Source organism: Micromonospora sp. URMC 107 (genome assembly GCF_051386315.1).
In the GTDB taxonomy this organism is placed as follows: Bacteria; Actinomycetota; Actinomycetes; order Mycobacteriales; family Micromonosporaceae; genus Micromonospora.
The window spans coordinates 1-20,835 of record NZ_JBPQTK010000073.1 but is presented as its reverse complement, the minus strand read 5'-3'; the positions used below and the strand labels follow the sequence as shown (position 1 = coordinate 20,835).

20 protein-coding genes and 3 tRNA genes are annotated in these 20,835 nt (G+C 76.1%); 11 read left to right on the top strand and 12 right to left on the bottom strand.

All coding sequences use genetic code 11. The features are described 5' to 3' along the window. Positions 1 to 105 precede the first annotated feature (105 nt). From ACSNN9_RS17715 to ACSNN9_RS17705, 3 genes are all read right to left on the bottom strand, one after another. Positions 106 to 180: transfer RNA gene (locus ACSNN9_RS17715), tRNA-Val, on the bottom strand. Positions 181 to 193: 13 nt separating this feature from the next. Further along, a tRNA-Cys gene (locus ACSNN9_RS17710) sits at positions 194 to 264 on the bottom strand. A 34-nt stretch (positions 265 to 298) separates the two neighbouring features. Continuing rightward, positions 299 to 371: transfer RNA gene (locus tag ACSNN9_RS17705), tRNA-Gly, on the bottom strand. Between the two features lie 346 nt (positions 372 to 717). Here ACSNN9_RS17705 and ACSNN9_RS17700 point away from each other — a divergent pair. Together ACSNN9_RS17700 and ACSNN9_RS17695 are read left to right on the top strand one after the other, a co-directional pair. After that, the gene (locus ACSNN9_RS17700; RefSeq protein WP_358085030.1) at positions 718 to 1,320 is read left to right on the top strand and encodes a TetR/AcrR family transcriptional regulator; all 603 of its coding nucleotides are present in this window, start codon (positions 718 to 720) and stop codon (positions 1,318 to 1,320) included. Between the two features lie 113 nt (positions 1,321 to 1,433). Next, positions 1,434 to 2,009: a TIGR03086 family metal-binding protein gene (locus ACSNN9_RS17695; RefSeq protein WP_436674436.1), complete on the top strand. Its 576-nt coding sequence runs from the start codon at positions 1,434 to 1,436 to the stop codon at positions 2,007 to 2,009. 38 nt (positions 2,010 to 2,047) lie between these two features. On the opposite strand, the gene ACSNN9_RS17690 is transcribed toward ACSNN9_RS17695, so the two are convergent. Continuing rightward, positions 2,048 to 3,229, bottom strand: coding sequence for an alkane 1-monooxygenase (locus ACSNN9_RS17690; RefSeq protein ID WP_436674434.1), 1,182 nt, complete (start codon positions 3,227 to 3,229; stop codon positions 2,048 to 2,050). Positions 3,230 to 3,484: 255 nt separating this feature from the next. Here ACSNN9_RS17690 and ACSNN9_RS17685 point away from each other — a divergent pair, with 255 nt between their 5' ends. The 5 genes from ACSNN9_RS17685 (at position 3,485) to ACSNN9_RS17665 (ending at position 10,273) form a co-directional block, all read left to right on the top strand. Then, complete coding sequence (locus tag ACSNN9_RS17685) at positions 3,485 to 6,415, top strand: M36 family metallopeptidase (protein ID WP_436674432.1); 2,931 nt, start codon at positions 3,485 to 3,487, stop codon at positions 6,413 to 6,415. A 130-nt stretch (positions 6,416 to 6,545) separates the two neighbouring features. Beyond that, positions 6,546 to 7,214, top strand: a complete 669-nt coding sequence (locus ACSNN9_RS17680) for a class I SAM-dependent methyltransferase (RefSeq protein ID WP_436674431.1) — start codon at positions 6,546 to 6,548, stop codon at positions 7,212 to 7,214. 9 nt (positions 7,215 to 7,223) lie between these two features. Beyond that, on the top strand, positions 7,224 to 8,387 hold the full coding sequence (locus ACSNN9_RS17675) for a cytochrome P450 (protein ID WP_436674429.1): 1,164 nt from the start codon (positions 7,224 to 7,226) through the stop codon (positions 8,385 to 8,387). Between the two features lie 204 nt (positions 8,388 to 8,591). Next, entirely contained in the window at positions 8,592 to 9,524 is a 933-nt protein-coding gene (locus tag ACSNN9_RS17670) for an ABC transporter ATP-binding protein (RefSeq protein ID WP_436674427.1), read from the top strand. Then, the gene (locus ACSNN9_RS17665) at positions 9,521 to 10,273 is read left to right on the top strand and encodes an ABC transporter permease subunit (RefSeq protein ID WP_436674425.1); all 753 of its coding nucleotides are present in this window, start codon (positions 9,521 to 9,523) and stop codon (positions 10,271 to 10,273) included. The genes ACSNN9_RS17670 and ACSNN9_RS17665 overlap by 4 nt, the downstream gene beginning before the upstream one ends. 53 nt (positions 10,274 to 10,326) lie before the next feature. Here the strand turns inward: ACSNN9_RS17665 and ACSNN9_RS17660 are convergent, their stop codons facing one another. Genes ACSNN9_RS17660 through ACSNN9_RS17645 form a run of 4 tightly spaced genes read right to left on the bottom strand, consistent with a single transcriptional unit; the run spans position 10,327 to position 14,632 of the window. Further along, on the bottom strand, positions 10,327 to 11,004 hold the full coding sequence (locus ACSNN9_RS17660; protein WP_436674423.1) for a response regulator: 678 nt from the start codon (positions 11,002 to 11,004) through the stop codon (positions 10,327 to 10,329). Then, positions 11,001 to 12,716, bottom strand: a complete 1,716-nt coding sequence (locus ACSNN9_RS17655; protein WP_436674421.1) for a sensor histidine kinase — start codon at positions 12,714 to 12,716, stop codon at positions 11,001 to 11,003. Before ACSNN9_RS17655 ends, ACSNN9_RS17660 begins: the two co-directional genes overlap by 4 nt. A 54-nt stretch (positions 12,717 to 12,770) precedes the next feature. Continuing rightward, positions 12,771 to 13,475 carry a dethiobiotin synthase gene (gene bioD / locus ACSNN9_RS17650; protein ID WP_436674444.1) on the bottom strand — a complete coding sequence of 235 codons (705 nt, stop codon included), beginning with the start codon at positions 13,473 to 13,475 and terminating at the stop codon, positions 12,771 to 12,773. 20 nt (positions 13,476 to 13,495) lie between these two features. After that, positions 13,496 to 14,632 carry an 8-amino-7-oxononanoate synthase gene (locus tag ACSNN9_RS17645; RefSeq protein WP_436674443.1) on the bottom strand — a complete coding sequence of 379 codons (1,137 nt, stop codon included), beginning with the start codon at positions 14,630 to 14,632 and terminating at the stop codon, positions 13,496 to 13,498. A gap of 156 nt (positions 14,633 to 14,788) precedes the next feature. Between ACSNN9_RS17645 and bioB the strand changes: the two genes are divergently transcribed. From bioB to ACSNN9_RS17630, 3 genes are read left to right on the top strand one after another with little or no spacing between them, the layout of a single operon-like run. Next, positions 14,789 to 15,784 (top strand): biotin synthase BioB, encoded by a 996-nt coding sequence (bioB, locus tag ACSNN9_RS17640; protein ID WP_436674419.1) that lies wholly within the window; start codon positions 14,789 to 14,791, stop codon positions 15,782 to 15,784. Then, positions 15,781 to 15,978, top strand: a complete 198-nt coding sequence (locus ACSNN9_RS17635; RefSeq protein WP_357878959.1) for a hypothetical protein — start codon at positions 15,781 to 15,783, stop codon at positions 15,976 to 15,978. Before bioB ends, ACSNN9_RS17635 begins: the two co-directional genes overlap by 4 nt. 5 nt (positions 15,979 to 15,983) lie before the next feature. Next, entirely contained in the window at positions 15,984 to 16,490 is a 507-nt protein-coding gene (locus ACSNN9_RS17630; protein ID WP_436674417.1) for a GNAT family N-acetyltransferase, read from the top strand. A gap of 34 nt (positions 16,491 to 16,524) precedes the next feature. On the opposite strand, the gene ACSNN9_RS17625 is transcribed toward ACSNN9_RS17630, so the two are convergent. From ACSNN9_RS17625 to ACSNN9_RS17615, 3 genes are all read right to left on the bottom strand, one after another. Beyond that, positions 16,525 to 17,967 carry a WD40 repeat domain-containing protein gene (locus ACSNN9_RS17625; protein ID WP_436674416.1) on the bottom strand — a complete coding sequence of 481 codons (1,443 nt, stop codon included), beginning with the start codon at positions 17,965 to 17,967 and terminating at the stop codon, positions 16,525 to 16,527. Continuing rightward, the gene (locus tag ACSNN9_RS17620; RefSeq protein ID WP_358084995.1) at positions 17,964 to 18,482 is read right to left on the bottom strand and encodes a SigE family RNA polymerase sigma factor; all 519 of its coding nucleotides are present in this window, start codon (positions 18,480 to 18,482) and stop codon (positions 17,964 to 17,966) included. Before ACSNN9_RS17620 ends, ACSNN9_RS17625 begins: the two co-directional genes overlap by 4 nt. 64 nt (positions 18,483 to 18,546) lie before the next feature. Continuing rightward, on the bottom strand, positions 18,547 to 19,071 hold the full coding sequence (locus tag ACSNN9_RS17615) for a DUF488 domain-containing protein (protein WP_436674414.1): 525 nt from the start codon (positions 19,069 to 19,071) through the stop codon (positions 18,547 to 18,549). A 91-nt stretch (positions 19,072 to 19,162) separates the two neighbouring features. Here ACSNN9_RS17615 and ACSNN9_RS17610 point away from each other — a divergent pair, with 91 nt between their 5' ends. Then, positions 19,163 to 20,068: a hypothetical protein gene (locus ACSNN9_RS17610; RefSeq protein ID WP_436674412.1), complete on the top strand. Its 906-nt coding sequence runs from the start codon at positions 19,163 to 19,165 to the stop codon at positions 20,066 to 20,068. Between the two features lie 159 nt (positions 20,069 to 20,227). On the opposite strand, the gene ACSNN9_RS17605 is transcribed toward ACSNN9_RS17610, so the two are convergent. Further along, a partial coding sequence (locus ACSNN9_RS17605) for a cellulose binding domain-containing protein (protein WP_436674411.1) occupies positions 20,228 to 20,835 on the bottom strand: 608 nt, incomplete at its 5' end.

Here is a 20,835-nt window from a genome sequence, read left to right as displayed (position 1 = left end):
CCGGCGAGGAACGGGAGCGGCGGACCCGGCCGGCGAGGAAACGGCGCTCGGGGGCGCCAGGGAAACGGCGAAGGCCCGTCACCGGATGGTGACGGGCCTTCGTGCTGGTGGGCGATACTGGGTTTGAACCAGTGACCTCTTCCGTGTCAAGGAAGCGCGCTCCCACTGCGCCAATCGCCCTCGCTTGTTACCGAGGTGGGGACGGGATTTGAACCCGCGTACACGGCTTTGCAGGCCGTTGCCTCGCCTCTCGGCCACCCCACCGAGGTTGCCCCCGTCATGCGTGGCGGCAGCTCCGAGCGGACGACGGGATTCGAACCCGCGACCCTCACCTTGGCAAGGTGATGCGCTACCAGCTGCGCTACGTCCGCGTGTCTCCGGCGTTAACCGGTGACGGGTGAGAACTTTAGCCGAGCCGGCGAGCGGTTGCCAAATCGGGGTGGCTCGCGGCGCGTCAGGCGGCGGCCGGCCGCCCCGCTCGGCGGCGGGCGGGTGTCGCGGGTCCCCACCCCTGAGGCTTCCTAGGAGGATGGACCGAACGCCCTCCCGGCGGCTCGGGCCGGGACCGTCCGGAGCGGACTCGTGCGGTTGCCCGGCCGGCGGCGGGTCAGCCGTCCCGGAGCAGGGCCGGGAACTGTCCGGCTTCCGACTGTAGTGGGCCGGACGGGCCGTGATCCGTAACTGCCCGTGTTCGATTGGATGGGCTACGGTAACGGCGTGACGAGACGTGCGGCCGAGATCCGCCTGGATGCCCTGCTGCGCACGGCCTGTGACGTGATCGTGGAACGCGGTCTGGCCAACACCCGCACGGCCGACGTGGCGCAGGCCGCCGGGGTGAGCCAGGCGCTGGTCTTCTACCACTTCGCCACCAAGGACCGGCTGCTCGCGCAGGCGTTCGCGTACGCGGTGGAGCAGGACCTGGCCCGCCTGGACGCGGTGATGCGCTCCAGCGCCCCGCCCCTGACCAAGCTCCGCCGGATCGTGCGGCTCTACACGCCGGCGGGCCGGGCGACGTCCTGGGCCATGTGGATCGACGGCTGGGCGGAGTCGCTGCGTACCCCGGAACTGGAGAAGGTCTCCCGCCGGCTCGACCTGCGCTGGCGGGAGGACCTGGCGACGGTCATCTCCGACGGGGTCCGCGACGGCACCTTCGAGTGCGCCGACCCGGCCGGGGCGGCGTGGCGGATCAGCGCGGTGGTGGACGGGTTGGCGGTGCAGCTCGCGGTGCACGAGCGGGTGATCTCCCGCCGGCAGTTCGCCGAGTGGGTGCGCCTGCTCACCGCCCGCGAGCTGGGGCTGGACCCGGCGCAGCTGGACTGAGCCCGGCGCCGCCCGCGCCCGGCCAGCCGCGTCGGCGCCCAGGCGGGCAGCCGGCCGTCCGCGAAGCCGGCAAAACGGCTCGGCTGCCGGGGGCAGCCGGAACAATCGTCGGCATGGACCCGCTGGAGACGTACCGCCGCAGCCTGGCCGAGTTCACCGACCGGGTCGCGCAGGTCGGCCCCGGCCAGTGGTCGGACCCGACCCCGTGCCCCGACTGGGACGTCCGGACGCTTGTCAACCACGTGGTGGGCGAGGACCGGTGGAGCGTCGCGCTGCTCGCGGGGCGGACGATCGAGGAGGTCGGCGACCGCTACGACGGCGACCTGCTCGGTCAGGACCCGGCCGGCGCGGCCCGGGAGGCGGCGGGGCAGGCCGAGCTGGCCTTCACCCACCCGGGGGCGCTGGAGCGCACCGTCGCGCTCTCCGCCGGCGAGACCCCCGCCGACGAGTACCTGCACCAGCTGATCGCGGAGCACCTGGTCCACGGCTGGGACCTCGCCGTGGCGATCGGCGCGGACCCCCGGCTGGACGCCGACGCGGTGGCCGCGTGCGCCCGGTGGTTCGGTCGGCGGATCGGCGACTACCAGCGGGGCCGGCTGGTCCGGCCGGAGGTCGACGTGCCGGCGCGGGCGGACGAGCAGGACCGCCTCGTCGCCGCCTTCGGCCGCGACCCCGACTGGGCGCCGTGAGGGACCCGGCCGCAACGCCGGACGCGCGGGGGCGGCCGTCAGGCGGCCGCCGGGCCGCGGCTCCAGCGCCTCCGCAGCCGGCGCAGGGCCGGCGGGTGGACGTTGGCCAGCGTCAGGTCCCCGCCGTAGTGGGCGAGGACCCGGTGGTCCATCAGCCGACGCCATACCGGCGGCACCAGCGCGGCCACCACCATCGTGGCGTACCCGGCGGGCAGCTGCGGCGAGGACTCGAAGCTGCGCAGCGTCTGGTAGCGGCGCAACGGGTTGGCGTGGTGGTCGCTGTGCCGCTGGAGCTGGAAGAGGAAGATGTTGGTCACGCTGCGGTCGCTGTTCCAGCTGTGCCGGGGGTCGACCCTCTCGTAGCGGCCGGCGGGGGTGCGCTGTCGCGCCAACCCGTAGTGCTCCAGGTAGTTGACCACCTCGAGCAGGGAGAACCCGACCACCGCCTGGAGCGCCAGGAACGGCAGCACCCCCGGGCCGAAGGCGACGGCCAGCGCCGCGTAGAGCGCGAGGGTCATCGCGAACGCGTTGAGCACGTCGTTGCGCCACGTCCACGGGCTGCGCCCCCGGATGCGGAACCGCCCGGCCTCCAGCCGCCACGCCGAGCGCAGGCTGCCTGAGACGGTACGCGGCCAGAACGCCCAGAAGCTCTCCCCCAGCCGGGCGCTGGCCGGGTCCTCCGGCGTGGCGACGCGGGTGTGGTGGCCCCGGTTGTGCTCGACGTGGAAGTGCCCGTACGCGGCCGGTGCGAGGGCCACCTTGGACAGCCAGCGCTCCACCGTCTCCCGCTTGTGGCCGAGCTCGTGGGCGGTGTTGATGGCGATGCCGTCGACCACCCCGATCGTGACGACCAGGCCCGCCGCGCCGGCCACCGTCAGGTCGTCCCGGGCCCAGACCGCGCAGCAGAGCACCAGGGCCGCGTACTGGGCGGGCAGGTAGAGGTAGGTCAGCCAGCGGTAGTAGCCGTCGGCGGCGAGCCGCGGCACCGCCTCGTCGGGCGGGTTGTTCCGGTCCTCGCCCACCAGCAGGTCGACCACCGGGATCAGGACGAAGACGGCGGCGGGGGTGAGCCACCAGGCCCACGCGTCGCCGGTGGCCCGCCAGGCCGCCCAGCCGACGAACGGCAGCGCCGGGACGAGCAGCGCCAGCGGCCACCACGGCCGGCGGGCGTCGCGCCACCCGGCGGCGGCGGGGCCTGTCGCTGCGGAGTCGACGGCCATGACCGGCCTCCGATCTGTCGCGGTGTCCCCCTCGACTGTGACAGCCGTCACGACCGTGTACAAGGGGCTGTTTTTGTCGAATCCCGCGCGGGGAGTCAGCCGCCCCCGAGGGCTCCCCGCGCCCGGCCGGGCCGCCTTGAGTAGGCGCGGCCCTTGTTCCCGCCGGGGCGGGCTGATATCCACAGATGCGCATGCGTAACCGCGCGGCGCGGGCCGGCGGAGGGCCGGTCACCCCCGCTCCCACGAGGAGGTCCCGTGGCACAACCGGAGTGGACACCCTGGATGAGCCGGCGGCGACGCCGGCTCGTCCCCGTCCTGGCGGTGACCGCGGTGGCGGCCGCGCTGCTGCCCACCGGCCCCACCGCAGCCGCCCCCACCGGCGGCGCCTCCGTCGAGCGGCGCTCCGGCCCGTTCGCCGAGGGGCACCACCAGCACGCCGACGTCGACAACCGCCCCGGCACCGCCGCCCCCGACGCGCGGCAGCGGGGCCTGGCGCGCAAGGCCGACCCGGACGCCCGGTGGAACCGGCTCGGCACCCCGCACGCGCTCGGCCCCGGCAGCGCGCCCCTCGCCAGCGGTCTCCCCGCCGAGCCGGAGGCGGCCGCCCGCGCGTACCTCACCGACCACCACGACCTCTTCGGGCTGGACGCCGCGGCGGTCGACGCGATGGACCGGGTGCTGGTCCGCCCGATCGGCGCCGGCGCGGTCGTCACCCTCCGGCAGCGCTTCGGTGACCTGCCAGCCGGGCACGACGGCCTGGTCACCGTCGCGGTCACCGGCGGCAGGGTCCTCGCGGTCAGCTCCTCGCTGTCCCGGGACACCGCCGCGCCGGCGCCGGCCACCCTCACCGCCGAGCAGGCGTACGCCGCGGCGCGCGCCGACGCCGGCCTGACCGCCGAGGAGGTACGCAGCCACAGCGTCCGCGCCGTCGCCGTGCCCACCCCGCTGGACGGGCCCCGGGCCGCCTACGAGGTGACCCTGATCGGCGCCGACGCCGACCACCCGGAGGCGTTCACCACCTACGTCGACGGGATCACCGGGCAGGTGCTGGTCCGCGAGGACCTGGTCGACTTCGACTCGGAGAACCCGAGCTGGGCGGTCTTCCCGGCCACCCCGCCGCGCGACCTCGGCCCCGGGCAGGACCCGCGGGTGCGCTGGTGCGGCGACCCCGCGCCGGACTGCCAGGCGGCCTTCCGCGACCCGGCCACCGGCCAGCCCTGGGACGTCGACGCGGCCACCGGCGCGCCGACCGGCACCGCCCGGGGCAACTCCGCCAACACCGTGCTCTCCTGGGGCGGCGGCACGCCGGCCGTACCGGCCACGCCCAGCCCGCAGCGCCGCTACGAGTACCCGTTCACCGACCAGTGGCACCAGGCCCGCTGCAACCCCGGGGTGTTCACCTCGGCGCGGCGCAACGACGCCGACGCCGCGATCGCCAACCTGTTCGCCATGCACAACCGGATGCACGACTGGGCCTGGCACCTCGGCTTCACCGAGGCGACCTGGAACCTCCAGGCGGTGAACCTGACCCCGCAGGGCCGGGGCGGCGACGCCGAGCAGGGCCGCGCCCAGCAGGGCGCGCTCAGCGGCAACCGGAACAACGCCAACCAGGGCACGCCGCGCGACGGCCTGCCGCCGACCACCAACATGTACCTGTGGCAGCCGCAGGCCGGCGGTCCGTACCCGCCCTGCGTCGACGGCGACTACGACATGACGGTGATCGGGCACGAGTACACCCACGCCATCACCAACCGCATGATCGCCGGCCCGGACAACGGCATCGGCGGCCACCAGGGCGGCTCGATGGGCGAGTCGTGGAGCGACCTGCTCGCCGCCGAGTACCTGTTCCAGCACGGGCTGCGCGCCCCCGGCCAGACGCCCTACGTCACCGGCGGCTACGTCACCGGCAACCTGGTCAGCGGCATCCGCAACCACGACTTCAGCCGCAGCCCGCTGAACTACTCCGACGTCGGCTACAACACCGGCGGGCCCGCCGTGCACGCCGACGGCGAGATCTGGAGCGCCACCAACTTCCGGGTGCGCGCCGCGCTGATGAAGCGGTACGGCGTCGGCACCGGGCAGCGGCAGCTCGACTGCGCGCAGGGCAAGGTGGCGGTGGAGCAGTGCCCGGGCAACCGGCGCTGGTCGCAGCTGGTCTTCGACTCGTTCCTGCTCCAGGCCGCCAGCCAGGTGAGCATGCTCGACATGCGGGACAACATGCTCACCGCCGACCTGCTCCGCTTCGGCGGCGCCAACCAGGACCTGCTCTGGGCCGAGTTCGCCCGCTCCGGGATGGGCCGCGACGCCGCCACCAACGGCGCCGCCGACACCGACCCGACGCCGAGCTTCGCCGCGCCGGACGCCGACAACGCGGTGCTCACCCTGCGCCCGAAGGGCGACAGCGCCGACGCGCCGATCCGGGTGTACGTCGGGGCGTACGAGGCGCGGGCGGTGCCGGTGGCCGACACCGACCCGGCCACCGCGCTGCCGGACCGGGTGGAGCTGGTGCCCGGCACGTACCAACTGCTCGCCGTCGCGCCCGGCTTCGGCCACCAGCGGCTGACCGTGGTCGCCAGGGCCGGCGAGGAGAGGTACGTCGACCTGCGGATGAGCCGGAACCTGGCGTCCACGGCGTCCGGCGCGACGGTCACCGGCGACGGGGTCAACCTGGACCGCATCGCCGACGACACCGAGGCCACCAACTGGGCCTCCCTCGACGGGGTGGCGGGCCGGCAGGTCACGGTGGCGCTGCCCGGGGACGCGCCGCAGGTCGTGAAGCGGGTGAACGTCAGCGCCATGCTGCGCCCGGCGATCGCCGGCGACGCCGACCCGGGCAGCCAGAACGCGCTGAGCGCGCTGCGTTCGTTCGCGGTGTCGGCGTGCAACGCGAAGACGACCGACTGCGCGGACCCGGCGAACTGGCAGCGGATCCACACCAGCGCGCCCGACGCGTTCCCGGGCGGGGCGTACCGGGCGTACGTGCGCGACATCAACCTGCGCGAGTTCCTGGTGCCGACCACGCTGGCCACGCACCTGCGGTTGGAGGTGCTGGCCAGCCAGTGCACCGGCGGCCCGGCCTACGCCGGTGAGCAGGACGACGACCCGGCGACCACCACCGACTGCGCGACCGCCAGCCCGGCGCGTACCCAGGTGCGCATCGCCGAGTTCCAGGCGTTCTCGAAGTGACCGCCCCGTCGGGGGCCGGTCGCCGTGCCGAGCGGCCCCCGACGGACCACCTCCGGGTGGCGGGAGCGGTTGGCGGCGACCCGGGGTGGCGCCGGTCGCCGGGTTCGGGCGGCGGGGGACAATCGCCGGCGTGTCCGAGCTCTCCGCCGCCTTCGTCCGGCTGCACGCCAGTCTCGCCCCGGTCGCCTTCGTCCCCGAGGTGCGACTGCACCAGGCGGACGACGCCATCGGGCTGTGGGAGTTGACGGAGGGCGAGTTCCGCAGTGCGCAGCCGCCGCCGTTCTGGGCCTTCGCCTGGGCCGGCGGGCAGGCGCTCGCCCGGTACGTCACCGATCACCCGGAGCTGGTCGCCGGCCGCCGGGTGCTCGACCTCGCCGCGGGCTCCGGCCTGGTCGCCATCGCCGCCGCGCGCGCCGACGCCGCCGCCGTGCGCGCGGTGGAGATCGACGAACTGGCCGTCGCGGCCGTCGCGGTCAACGCCGAGGCCAACGGGGTACGCGTCGACGCGGAACTCGGCGACATCCTCGACGGCGACGCCGGCGGCGCCGAGGTGGTGTTCGCCGGGGACGTGTTCTACAGCGAGGCGATGGCCAACCGGGTGCTGCGCTTCCTGCTCCGGGCCGCCCGCGCCGGGGCGGAGGTGCTGGTGGGCGATCCGGGCCGGGCCTTCCTGCCCCGCGAGCGCTTCGACGAGTTGGCCGTCTACGACGTGCCGGTGCCCGAGACGCTGGAGAGCGTACGGGTGAAGCGCACCACGGTGTGGCAGTTGCGGGCGGGGTTGCCGGGGGCGGGCCGCTAGCGTGTCGGCGTGCTGTTCCGGAGCTGGGCGCAGACCGCCGACGCGCAGTGGCCGGACGTGGCCCGGGTGTCCGACCACGTGGGTGTCGCGCACCTGGTGGTGACCCGGCACGCCCTGGTCCGCCAGGTGCTCACCGATCCGGCGACGTACCGGCCGGACAACGCGCTGGACGCGGTGACCCCGATCCCGGTGGCCGCGCTGCGGGTGCTGGCCGGGCACCGGTTCCGGCTGCCGCCGACCCTGGCGAACAACGGTGGCGCCAGCCACCCGGCGCTCCGGGCGATCGTCGCCGACGCCCTGCACCCGACGCGGGTCGCCGCGCAGCGGCCCTGGCTGACCGGGCTGGTGCGGGAGCGCGTCGGCAGGATCGGCGCCGCCCTGGCCGCTGGCGGGCCGGTGGACCTCTACGCCGAGCTCGCCGCCGACCTGCCGCTGCTGGTGCTGGCCCGGCTGGTCGAGCTGCCCGACGCGCCGGTGGGCGCGGTGAAGGAGTTCGCCCGCGCGGCGCTGGAGCTGTTCTGGGCGCCGCTGGACGCCGAGCGGCAGCGGGCCCTCGCCGCCGAGGTGGGCCGCTTCCACCGGGTGCTGCGGGAGTTCGCCGCGACCGGGGGCGGGCTGGCCGGGTCGCTGCGGGCCGCCGGGCACCCGCCCGACGTGGTGGTCGGCGCGCTGTTCTTCCTGCTGGTGGCCGGCCAGGAGACCACCTCGCAGTTCCTCACCCTGCTGCTGCACCGGCTGGCCGGCGAGCCGGCCGTGCTGGCCGGCCTGCGCGACGGCACCGTCGCGGTCGCCGACGTCGTCGAGGAGGGACTGCGGCTGGAACCGCCGATCGTGACCTGGCGACGGGTGGCGGCGGTGGACACCACGCTGGGCGGGACGACGGTGCCGGCGGGCACCAGCGTCGTGCTCTGGCTGGCCCGCGCCGGCCGGGATCCGGACACCGTCGACGCGCCGGACGAGTTCCGGCCCGGGCAGCGCGGTTCCCGCCGGCACCTGGCCTTCGGTGCGGGCGCGCACCGCTGCGTCGGCGACCAGTTGGCCCGGATGGAGGCGGCGGTGGTGGTCGCCGAGACCGCCGCGCTGCTGGACGGGGTCACCGTGGTCCGCGAGCCGTGGTGCCCGGACAACCTGACCTTCCGGATGCCGGACGCCTTCGTCGTCCGCAGGCGCTGAACCGGCACGCCCGCCGTGGTGCGCGCCCGCCGCCCGTACCCCCACGGTCGCCCAGGCGCACAGGGCGTCCTGATCACCGAGGTTCTCGCGCCACCACCGGACGGGGGCGGACGCGTGACGGCGGGCGGGACCCGACGAAAGTCGGTGCCGGGTGGTGCCGTTCGGGCGCGGTCGGCGCGGGGCTTCCCAACCTAGCGTCGGCACATGATCACATTACGTGGGTTGACCAAGCGGTTCGGGGACACGACCGCCGTCGACGCCCTGACCGTCGACATCGGACCCGGCCGGGTCACCGGGTTCCTCGGCCCGAACGGCGCGGGCAAGTCCACCACCATGCGGATGATCCTGGGGCTGGACCGGCCCACCGCCGGGCAGGCGCTCGTGGGCGGGCGGGCGTACCGGGAACTGCGGCGCCCGCTGCGCGAGGTCGGCGCGCTGCTCGACGCCCGGGCGGTCCACCCCGCCCGGTCGGGCCGGGCACACCTGCTCGCGATGGCCCGGAGCAACGGTATACCGGACCGCCGGGTGGACGAGGTGCTCGCCACCGTGGGGCTGGACGCCCGCGCCGCGGCCAAGCCCGGCCGCACCCTCTCCCTCGGCATGGGGCAGCGGCTCGGCATCGCCGGGGCGCTGCTCGGCGACCCGCCGGTGCTGATGTTCGACGAGCCGGTCAACGGCCTCGACCCGGACGGGGTGCGCTGGGTCCGGCAGCTGATGCGGTCCCTGGCGGACGAGGGCCGGACGGTCTTCGTCTCCAGCCACCTGATGACCGAGATGCAGCTCACCGCCGACCGGCTGGTGGTGATCGGCCGGGGTCGCCTGCTCGCCGACGCCCCGATCGACGAGGTGATCGCCGGCAGCGCGGTGGCCGTGCGGGTACGCAGCCCGCAGCCGGCCGGCCTCGCCGCGCTCGCCGAGCGGCTCACGGCCGCCGGGGCCGCCGTCGCGCCGGCCGGCCCGGGCGAGCTGACCGTCACCGGCGCCTCCGTCGAGCGGATCGGCGACGCGGCGTACGAGCTGGGTGTGCGGCTGCACGAGCTCAGCCCGCACGGGGCGTCCCTGGAACAGGCCTTCATGGAGCTGACCGCCGACAGCGTCGAGTACGCCGGCGCCCCGACCCGGAACGAGGCACGATGAACACGATCTCCGCCGAGTGGACCAAGGTGTGGTCCGTGCGTTCCACCTGGTGGTCGCTGCTGGCCGGGGTGCTGCTGATGGCCGCCACCGCCGGTCAGTTGGCCATCTACGCCGCCAACGCGAACACCAACGACGATCCGGCCGACGACCCCGGGATCGTCACCGTCGGCAGCGTCGTGATCGGCTCGGTCGAGCTGACCCAGTACGCCGTGCTGGCCCTGGGCCTGCTCGTGATCACCAGCGAGTTCACCAGCGGCACGATCCGTACGACCCTCCAGTGCACGCCGTCGCGCGGCCGGGTGCTGCTGGCCAAGGCCGCGGTGACCGGGGCGGTGACCTTCGCGCTCGGGCTGCTGCTCGGCGCGGTCGGCGCGCTGGTGGCCCGGCCGGTGCTCGGCCGCTGGGGCACCACGCCGGCGGGCGGCACGGTCGGCGACGTCCTGGCGGTGGCGACCTACCTGGCGCTGGTCGGCGTGCTGGCCCTCGGGCTCGGCGCGGCCCTGCGCAGCGCGGTGCTCACCCTGACCGTGCTCGTCGCCACGCTGATGATCGTCCCGCTGTCGTTGCAGGAGCCGGACATCGCCGTGCTGAACCGGATCGCCGACGCCTTCCCGGGGGTCGCCGGTGGGCACTTCCTGGCCGGGGACACCGACCCGTACCCGGCGCCGGTCGGGTTGCTGCTGCTCGCCGGCTGGGCCGGCGCGGCGCTGCTGCTGGGCCGGGCCGCGTTGCGCCGCCGGGACGCGTGAGGCGCGGGGGCGTCTTGCGCCGCCGGGCCGCGTGAGGCACGGGGCGGGGTGGGTCAGCCGGTCTGCTCGACCAGCCCCGCCTCGTACGCGAGGATCGCCGCCTGCACCCGGTTGCGCACCTCGAGCCGGGTGAAGACGCTCGTCAGGTAGCTCTTCACGGTCCCCTCGACCAGGTGCAGTCGGCGGGCGATCTCGGCGTTGGACAGCCCGGCCCCGACCAGCGCGAGGACCTCCCGCTCCCGCTCGGTCAGCCCGGCCAGCCGGTCCCGGGCCACCGGCCGGCGGGCCACCCGGTCGCCGCCCAGCTCGATGACCCGGCGGGCCACCCGCGGCGACAGGTACGCGCCACCGTCGGCGACGGCGTGCACCCCGGCGATCAGCTCGCGTGGGTCGCCGGACTTGAGCAGGAACCCGCAGGCCCCGTGCCCGAGCGCCCGGGCGACGTGGTCGTCCTCGCCGAACGTGGTCAGCATGACCGTCGCCGTCTCCGGCACGAGCCGGCGGATCTCGGCGGCGGCGGTGAGCCCGTCCAGCCTCGGCATCCGGATGTCCAGCAGCGCCACCCGGGGCCGGTGCGCCCGGACCAGCTCCACCGCGACCCGGCCGTCACCGGCCTCGGCCACCACCTCGATGCCCGGGTCGGTGGCCAGGATGGCCCGGACGCCGGCCCGGATCATCGCCTCGTCGTCGGCGAGGACGACCCGCACCGGGCCGGCCGTGTCGGCGTTCATCCGTCGATCCGCTCCTTGCTGACCAGCCGGCCCTCGTCGAAGCAGAGCCGCCACGTCGGCTGGGCCAGGGGGAAGTTGCCGTCGGTGTAGTGCTCGCAGCCGGGGCGTGCCGTCCCGGCGGGCGGGTCGAGCTGCCGTCGGGGCAGCCCGGCCAGCTCGGCGCGCTGCGCGCCGACGGGCATCCGGGCGAAGGCCCCGTCGTCGAGGACCGTCCCGGCGGTGGCGACCGGGTAGTAGACCAGCGCGAGAACCAGCGCGAGACCCGCCGGGGCGCCGAGCGCCGTCAGCAGGCTGAGCCGGACCCGCCGGCGGGCGTCGCGCAGCCGCCGTTCGGCCTCGCCGGGCCGATCCCCCGGCTGCCCGCCGTCCGGGGGATCGGCGTCCGCCGTCGGCGCGACCGGAAACCGCCGCTCGCCCGCCTCGCGGGCCGGCCAGCCACCCTGCGTTTCGCGGGTCGACCGGCCGTCCGGTGCCTCGCGGGCCGGCCGGCGGCCGCCGGCGGGGGTAGGGGTGGGGTCGTCCGCGCACGACGGGAGGGCGTCGGCGTCCGGCCGGCCAACCACCGGCAGCCGGGCGCGGACGGCGAAGCCGCCACCGTCCCGGCCGGCCGCCAGGGCGCCGCCGGCGAGCCGGACCCGCTCGGCGAGGGCGAGCAGGCCGGAGCCGGTGGACGGCGGGCCCGGCAGCGGCCCGGCCGGTGGCGGCGCGTTGACCACGCTCACCTCGACCTCGTCGCCGTCCCGGGCCAGGACGACGGTGACCGCCGCGCCGGGGGCGTACCGGGCGGCGTTGGTCAGTGCCTCGCGGACCACCCGGTGCGCGGCGTGCGCGGCCATCGGCGGCAGCTGCGCCAGGGCGTCCACGCCGTCCAGGCGCACCGCCATGCCCGCTTCCCGGGCCCCGTCGACCAGCTCGGCGACGTCCTCGTCGGCCGGCCGGGTGGTCGCCGCGCCGTCCGGCTCCCGGAGCACCCCGATGATCCCGTGCAGCCGCTCGGTGGCGGCGGCGACGCTGGCCCGCAGCTCCCCGGCGGCGGCCCGGTGCCGCGGCGCGAGGTCGGCGGCGACCTCCAGCGCGGCGGCGCGCAGGGCGATCATGCTCAGGTCGTGCCCGAGCGAGTCGTGCATCTCCTGGGCGATCCGGGCCCGCTCCCGCAGCCGGATCCGCTCGGCGGCGCCCCGCCGCTCCCGGTCCCGCGCCTCGGCGTGCCGGCGGCCGGCGTCGGCCAGCACGGCCTGCTGGCGCCGGTACCGCCCGACGAGCCACGGGAACACCCCCGCGAAGAGCAGCACGGAGGCGAGCAGGAACCAGGTGGCCGCGCCGGTGCCGAGCAGCCCCAGGTTGAGCACGGTGCCACCGGCCGCGAGCACGGCGAAGGCGACGGCGGCCGGGACGGCGGTGACGCTGCGGCGACCGGTCAGGTAGCTGAACACCGGGATCGCGAAGAGGAAGTTGCCGTCCAGCAGCGAACCGAGCACGACGACGACCAGGGCGGCCACCGGCCAGCGCCGGCTCACCGCGACCGCCGCGGCGAGCAGCAGCAACGCGCCGACCGTCAGGGCGGTGGCCTGCCACGAGTGCGGCGGGGTGACACCCGCGTACCCGATCGGGGCGGCGGTGGTCGCCCACAGAAGCAGGTTGGCGGACCACCGCCGGACGGCCGCCCGGAACCACCGACCGCCGCCCGCGCGGGCGGACCACCAGCTCTCCACGGCGGCCAGGCTACCCACGCCCGACCTGCGCCGACACCGACGAAAGTCAGGTGCTCAGCTGATCTCCTCGGCCCACGCGCGCCAGTCGTCGAGCACCCCGTACAGGGCCGGGGTGAGCCAGCCGGGCGCGGACCGGCGGAAGACGCCCGGATCCATCGCCCCCGTCCCGGCCGGCAGTGCGCCCATCAGCTTCGGCACCAGGTCGGTCAGGTTGGCCCAGTGCACCAGCTCCGGCGCTGCCGGCCAGGCGCCGACCACGACGCCGGCCGGCACCGCCCGGCGCTCCAGCGCCTCCAGCGTCAGCGCGGTGTGGTTCAGGGTGCCCAGGCCGGCACGGGTCACCACGACGGCCGGGCAGCCCAGCGCCACCGCCAGGTCCGCCACCGTCCAGGGCTTCCCCTCCGGCCACAGCCCCATCGGTACGAGCAGGCCGCCCGCGCCCTCGACGAGCACCAGGTCGTGCTTGTCGGCCTCCTCGCGGACCGCCGCGACGGCGGTGTCCAGCTCCAGCGGCTCCAGCTGGGCGACCCGGGCCGCGGCCAGCGGGGCGAGCGGGTCGGGGAAGCTGGCCAGGGTCCGGCCGGTCAACGGGGCGGCCAGCCGGTTGACGGCGTCGACGTCGCCGGGCTCGCCGCCGGCCGTACCCGTCTGGGCGGGCTTGACCACCGCGACCCGCAGGCCGGCCGCCTGCGCGGCGGCGGCGATCGCGGCGGTGACCACCGTCTTGCCGACGTCGGTGTCGGTGCCGGTCACCAGCACCGGCCCGCGCCACGGCCCGGTCACGGGGCACACTCCACGATGACCTCCAGGGCCCGCTCGAAGTCCGCCCGGGGGACGCCGGCGCCGATGGTCAGCCGCAGCCGGGAGCGCCCGTCCGGCGTGGACGGGGGTCGGAAGCAGCCGACCGCGACCCCCCGGTCGCGGCAGTCGGCCGCCCAGGCGCTCGCCGCCTCGGGGCCGGGGGCGGTGACCGAGACGACCGCGCCGTCGGGGGCGGAGACCACCAGCCCGGCTCCGCTCAGCCGGCGCACGGCCAGGGCGGCCCGGTCGGCCAGCTCCGCGCGCAGGTCGTCACCGGCGCGGGCCAGCCCGACGGCGGCGTGCACGCCGGCGGCGACGGCCGGGGGCAGCGCGGTGTCGAAGATGAAGGTCCGGCCGGTCTCGATCACGTGCCGGACGAACTCCGCCGGCCCGGCGAGCACCCCGCCCGCGCCGCCGAGGGCCTTGGAGAGGGTGGCGGTGACGACCACGTCGGGCTGGCCGGCGAGGCCGGCGGCGGCGACGCCCCCGGCGCCGGCCGGACCGGTCACGCCGAGGGCGTGCGCGTCGTCGACCAGCAGCAACGCGCCGTGCTCCCTTGCGACGGCGTGCAGCCGGGCCAGCGGGGCGAGGTCGCCGTCGACGGAGAAGACCGACTCCGTCACGACCACCGCCGGCCGGCCGGGCGCGGCGGCCAGCGCGGCGGCGACCGCCGCGACGTCGGCGTGCGTGGTCACCACGGTCTCCGCGCCGGAGATCCGGCAGCCGTCGATCAGGGACGCGTGGTTGTGGGCGTCGGAGACGAGCAGCGTACGGGGCCGCACCAGCGCCCGGACCGCCGCGAGGTTGGCCAGGTAGCCGGAGGAGAAGACGAGTGCCCGTGCGGCGCCGAGCCAGTCGGCGAGGGCGTCCTCGAGCGCGTGGTGGGCGTCGGTGGAGCCGCGCACCAGCCGCGACCCGGTGGCCCCCAGCCCGTACGCGGACAGCGCCCGCGCCGCCGCGGCGGTGACCTCGGGGTGGGTGGCCAGGCCGAGGTAGTCGTTGCCGGCCAGGTCGACCACGGCGTCGCCGGCGGCCCGCGGTCGCAGCCGTCGGGTGAGCCCCGCCTTCGCGCGCAGTTCGGCGCGGCGGTCGAGCGCCGCCAGCCAGTCCGCCACCGTCACCCCCACGCCGCCCGCGCCGGCCGCCGTCGGCCGCTTCCGCCGGGCGAAATTACCACCCACCGGCCACCGCCCGGCGTGTCCACCCCGGCGCCCGTGGCCTCGACACGCGGGCCGTTCATCCCGGCCCGGCGGCCTTGTAGGGTACGAGCCATGCCAGAGATCCTCGACCAGGCCCGAACCCAGGTGCTGGAGAACGGCGTCGGTCTCGACCAGGCCGGCGTCCTCGCCGTGCTGAACCTGCCCGACGAGCAGCTGCCCGCCGCCCTCCAACTCGCCCACGAGGTGCGGATGCGCTGGTGCGGGCCGGAGGTGGAGGTCGAGGGGATCGTCTCGCTGAAGACCGGCGGGTGCCCGGAGGACTGCCACTTCTGCTCGCAGTCCGGCCTCTTCACCTCCCCGGTGCGGTCGGTCTGGCTGGACATCCCCTCGCTGGTCGAGGCGGCGAAGCAGACCGCGGCGACCGGCGCGACCGAGTTCTGCATCGTGGCCGCCGTGCGCGGCCCGGACGCCCGGCTGATGAAGCAGATGCGCGAGGGCGTCGCCGCGATCAAGGCCGAGGTCGACATCCAGGTGGCCGCGTCGCTGGGCATGCTCAGCCAGGAGCAGGTCGACGAGCTGGTCGACATGGGCGTGCACCGCTACAACCACAACCTGGAGACCTGCCGCTCCTACTTCCCCAACGTGGTCACCACGCACTCCTGGGAGGAGCGCTGGGAGACCCTGCGGATGGTCCGCGAGTCCGGCATGGAGGTCTGCTGCGGCGGCATCCTCGGCCTCGGCGAGACGGTGGAGCAGCGGGCCGAGTTCGCCGCGCAGCTCGCCGAGCTGGACCCGCACGAGGTCCCGCTGAACTTCCTCAACCCCCGCCCTGGCACCCCGCTGGGCGACCGGCCGGTGGTGGAGGGCAAGGACGCGCTGCGCGCCATCGCCGCCTTCCGGCTGGCCATGCCGCGCACCATCCTGCGGTACGCGGGCGGCCGGGAGATCACCCTCGGTGACCTGGGCACCCGCGACGGCCTGCTCGGCGGCATCAACGCGGTCATCGTCGGCAACTACCTGACCACGCTGGGCCGGCCGGCGACGGCCGACCTGGAGCTGCTCGACGACCTGAAGATGCCCGTCAAGGCGCTCTCCGCGACGCTGTGAGGGCCACCGTGACTCAGACGTGGTGCGACCGCTGCGGCGAGGCCGTGGCGGTCGGGTCGCACGACGGGTGCGCGGCGGCCCGGGTGCTGGAGCCGCCGCGCTTCTGCGCGCACTGCCGCCGCCGGATGAAGGTGCAGGTGCTGCCGGTCGGCTGGGCGGCGGTCTGCGTCGAGCACGGCGAGATCAGGGGCTGAGGCGGATGCTGCGCGGTCGGGTGGTGACCCTGCGGCCGGTGACGGCCGAGGACGTGCCGGTGCTCGCCGCGATCCGGGCCACCCCGGAGGTCCGGCGCTGGTGGCGTGGCGGCGACGACCTCGCCGCCGCCGTCCGGGCCGACCTCGGCGACGAGTCCCTGTCGGTGTACGCGATCGAACACGACGGCCGGGTGGTCGGCGCGATCCAGTGGTACGCCGAGGACGACCCGGACTACCGGCACGCCAGCATGGACCTCTTCCTCGACCCGGCGGTACGCGGCGCCGGGCTGGGCGGGGACGCGATCCGCACCCTGGTCCGGCACCTGATCGACGAGCACGGCCACCACCGGTTCACCATCGACCCGGCGGCGGCGAACACGGCGGCCGTCCGGGCGTACGCGAAGGTCGGTTTCCGCCCCGTCGGGGTGCTGCGCCGCTACGAGCGCGGCGAGGACGGGCGGTGGCACGACGGGCTGCTGATGGACCTGCTCGCCGACGAACTGGCCGACTGACCGCCCCCGGCGACTCAGCGGGCGCAGCGCGTCGTCAGCGGCCCGGCGGGGCGGGGCGCATCGTCCGCAGCCACCGCCGGTGCCGCCGCCAGAGCAGCACCGACCCCAGCACGGCGGCCACCAGCAGGGCCGGCGGCACCGCCACTAACAGGATGACCGGCCGGGCCGGGAACGGACGAGGATCGGTCGCCGGGGCGCCGAAGCGGCCGGCCACCAGCAGGTCCCGCGCCACGTCCATCGCCCACACCGGGCCGGGCGGGTCGAGCAGCGTCTCGACGTGACCGTCGGGGCGCAGGGCCACCAGCTGGACATGCCCCGTCTCCCAGTAGCCGGTGTCGTTCCAATCCGGAAGGTCGGTCGTGCTGGTGCCCGGCTCCGGCTCGTAGCGCACCGCCACCAGGTCGGTCCCACCGCGCCAGCCGAGCGCCCGCAGTGCCTGCCCGCGTACCGGCGGGAGCGCGGGGCCGGCGCCGTCGCGTCCGGTGGCGGCGTCGACGTACCCGACCCGCCAGGTGCGCGCGGCCCGCTGGTCCGCGTCGCACCGGCTCAGGCAGCCGTCCAGGTGGAACACGGCGACGGCCGAGCCGTCGGGGGTGAACGCCCCGATCCCGGCGAGCCGGCGGTCCGGCCCCAGCTGCCTGGACCAGGACGACTCCCCGTTGCGGTCGAGCATGACCAGTTCGTCGCCCGCGCTGGCCACGATCCGCGAACCGTCCGGGGAGAAGGCGGCCAGCGAGCCGGTCCGCACGCTCCACGGGTCGCCGAGGCTTGGCCCGAGGTCCCTGGTCGCGCCGCTGGCCAACTCCAACAGCACCAGCCGGCTGGGCCACGGGCCGTCGTTCTCCGCGTCCTGGCCGGTGCGCTCCGCATGGTGCAGGACGAGCAGCGCGCTGCCGTCGGGCGCCCAGGCCACCGGCGTACCGCAGCAGGTGCTGCCGGCCCAGCCGGTGAAGACCCGGCGGCTGCCGTCGGTGAGGTCCGTGACGCCCACCCAGCCGTCGGTGAAGCTGTCGGCGACGTACCGGCCGTCCGGGGAGAGCAGCACCTCCTCCCCCGCGACACTCTCCCGGCCGCCGTAGAGCAGCATCCGGTACCGGCCGTCGCGGCCGAGGACCGCGACCTTGCCCTCGTGGTCGAGGCCGTCGATGCCGCGCAGGCCGAGGCCACCGCCGCTGAACAGCAGCGAGGCTGGTCCTGGCGGGTCCTGCTCCACGCTGGCCTGCCACATGTACGGCAGGCCGATCCGCTCCGGCACGCCGTCCGGGGCCGCCGCCGGCGTCGCCCACGGGCCCGGGGCCCCGAGCCCGGCCGGCACGCCGAGCGCGCAGGCCAGCACCGCGACCAGGGCCGCCCCGGCGGTCCGCCAGCGAACCCGCCGCCGCTGCCGCCGCCCGGCGGCCCACGGGTCACCGGGCAGCCGGGCCGGCGGCATCCGCTCGCCCAGCTCACGCAGCGCGGTACGCAACTCGTCGCTCATCGGTCCCTCCGTGTGGTCACGCCGACCAGGTCGGCGAGCTCGGGGGCGTGTGCCCGCAGCCGCGCCAGGGCGTCGCGCGTCTGGCTCTTGACGGTCGAGACCGAGCAGCCGAGCGCGTCAGCGGTCTCCGCCTCGGTGAGGTCCTCGAAGAAGCGCAGCACCAGCACGGCCCGTTGGCGAGGGGCGAGCCGGGCCAGTGCGGCACGGACCACCATCGCGCGGGCGACGCCGGCGCTCCCGTCGGGCGTCGCCTGCTCCGGCGGGTCCGCGCGCAGGTCCACCTGCCGCCAGCGACGCCGCCAGAGCGAGACGTGCTGGGTGTACATGGTCCGCCGGACGTACGGCTCGGGGTCGCCGGCCGCGCTCACCCGCTCCCAGTGCCGGGCCACCCGGACCAGCGTGAGCTGCACGAGATCCTCGGCCTGGTGCCGGTCACCGGTCAGCAGCCACGCCGCCCGGGACAGCGCCGCGATCCGGCCGGACACGTACGCCCGGAACGACTCCTCAGGGTCCACACCCACCTCCCGACACGGAGCACGCCCGGCGGTGGCCGGGCGGGTGGGTCCGGCAGAGAGTTTCTCAGGCGTCCCAGATCAGGTCGCGGTCACCGCGGCGGCGGGCGCCGTCGGCGGGGCGGTGCGGGGTGAGCCGGCCGTCGGGCATCAGGTGGCGCACCGGCACGCCGTGGGCCAGCACGGCGACGTCGGCGATCAGCCGCCGGTGGCAGCGCCACCAGACGCTCTCGCTGCACATCACCGCCGTGGTCCGGGCCGCCGCGTCGGCCAGCACCGCGTCCAGCGCCGCCCGGAAGTCGGCGGTACGGGTGTACGCCGCGTACGCCCGGAAGGCGGCGACGGTCCACCAGCTGTCCGGCTCGTCGGCGCCGGCCGGGGTGTGCCGCCGGCCGCCGAGGCGCTGCTCCCAGCGGTAGTCCACGCCGGCCGCCGGCAGCCAGCGGGCCAGCTCCTCCCGGCGTACGTCTGGGTTGGTCCGGCTGGCCGGGAACCGCCGCACGTCCACGACCAGCGCGACCCCGGCGCCGGTCAGCAGCTCGCCCAGCCGCTGCCGGTCCGCCGCCCCGTGCCCCACCGTCACCAGTTCCACGGGAGGGGAATGCCCCGAATCCCGGGCGCCTACCGCCCGGGATCTGCGCGCGGGGCGGCGGGCGGCGCGGCCGGCGGCGAGGGTGGGACGGATGTACCCCGCCCTCCCGGCCGACGAGGCCGACGCGCTCGACTGGCTGGCGTTCGCGCAGGCCGGCGTCGTCACCACCGCCCAGGCGACCCGGTCGCTGACCGAAGGCGCCGTTCGCGGACGCGTGCGCTCGGGGCGTTGGCGCTCGATCTGCCGGGGCGTCGTGCTGATGGGCAACGGCCGGCTCACCCGGGACCAGCAGTTGTGGGTGGCGGTGCTCGCCGCAGGTCCCGGTGCTGTCCTGGCCGGCCCGACGGCCGCCGCCGAGGCGGGCGTACGAGGGTTGCGCAGTGAGCCGCTGCACGTGCTCGTGCCGGCGCACCGGCGGGCGGGCCGGGCCCTGCTGGGCCGGCTGCCGATCGACATGCCGGCGGTCGTCGTGCACCGTACGTCCACGCTGCCGTCGGCGCATCTTCAGCTCGCCCGCCCGCCGCGGACCACCACCGCCCGGGCACTGGTGGACGCGGCCGGCTGGGCCCGCGACGTCGATCAGGCGCAGGCGGCGTTGGCGGCCGGCTGCCAGCAGCGGCGGGTCGCGCCGGAGGAGTTGTCGGCGGTGGTGGACGCGTTGCCCCGGGCCCGTCGACGGGCGTTGATCCGGCAGACCGTGGCCGACATCGCCGGCGGCGCGGAGGCGCTCTCGGAGATCGGCTTCGTTCGGCTCTGCCGCCGTCACGGCCTGCCCGCGCCCCGCCTCCAGCAGCGGCGCGCCGACGCCTCCGGGCGGACGCGGTGGCTCGACGCGTACTGGCGGGAGTGGGGGTTGCACGTCGAGATCGACGGGTCGCACCACATGGACGTCCGGCACTGGGCGGCCGACATGAGGCGCCAGAACGACGTCTGGACCTCGGGGGACCGTATCCCCGCTTTCCTGCGTGGCTGGTCCGTGCCCGCCCCACCGAGGTAGTCGACTCGCTCCGCCGCGCCCTGACGGCCGCCGGCTGGCGCCCCGAGGGGTGAATCTTGGACAGTTGCCGGCCACGGGGAACGGCAACTGTCCAAGATTTTCGCCGGTGGCGCGGACGGTGACGTCCGCGGTGGCGCGGACGTCACCGGGGGTGGTGCGTCAGGAGACGGTGCAGGGGGTGCCGTTGAGGGTGAAGGCGGTGGGTTTGGGGTTCGAGCCGGTGTGGGTGCCGTTGAAGCCGACGCTCGTCGACGCCCCCGGCGCGAGCCTGCCGTTGTAGGAGATGTTGGTGGCGGTGACCGCGGTGCCGCTCTGGGTCCAGGTCGCCGACCAGCCCTGGCCGACCTTCTGGCCGGCGCTGGGGAAGGTGAAGCCGAGCGTCCAGCCGTCGACGGTGGTCGTGCCGGTGTTGGTGACGGTAACGTTCGCCGTGAAGCCGGTGTCCCAGCTGCTGGTCGTCCAGGTCACCGCGCAACCGCCGGACGCGGGCGGGTCGGCGGTGGTGACCGCGACCGGCGCGGACGCCGCCGAGGCGTTGCCGGCCGCGTCCACGGCCACCACGAAGAACTGGTACGCGGTGGCGGCGGTCAGCCCGGTCACCGCCAGCGTGGTGCCGGTGGGCGAGCCGACCAGCGCGTCGGTCGCGCCGGCCTCGCGGTAGACCCGGTAGCCGGTGACGCCGACGTCGTCGGTCGACGCCGCCACGAACACCCTGGCCGTGACCGGGCTGCTGCCCGAGCGGACGTACCGGTTCTCGGTGCGGGCGC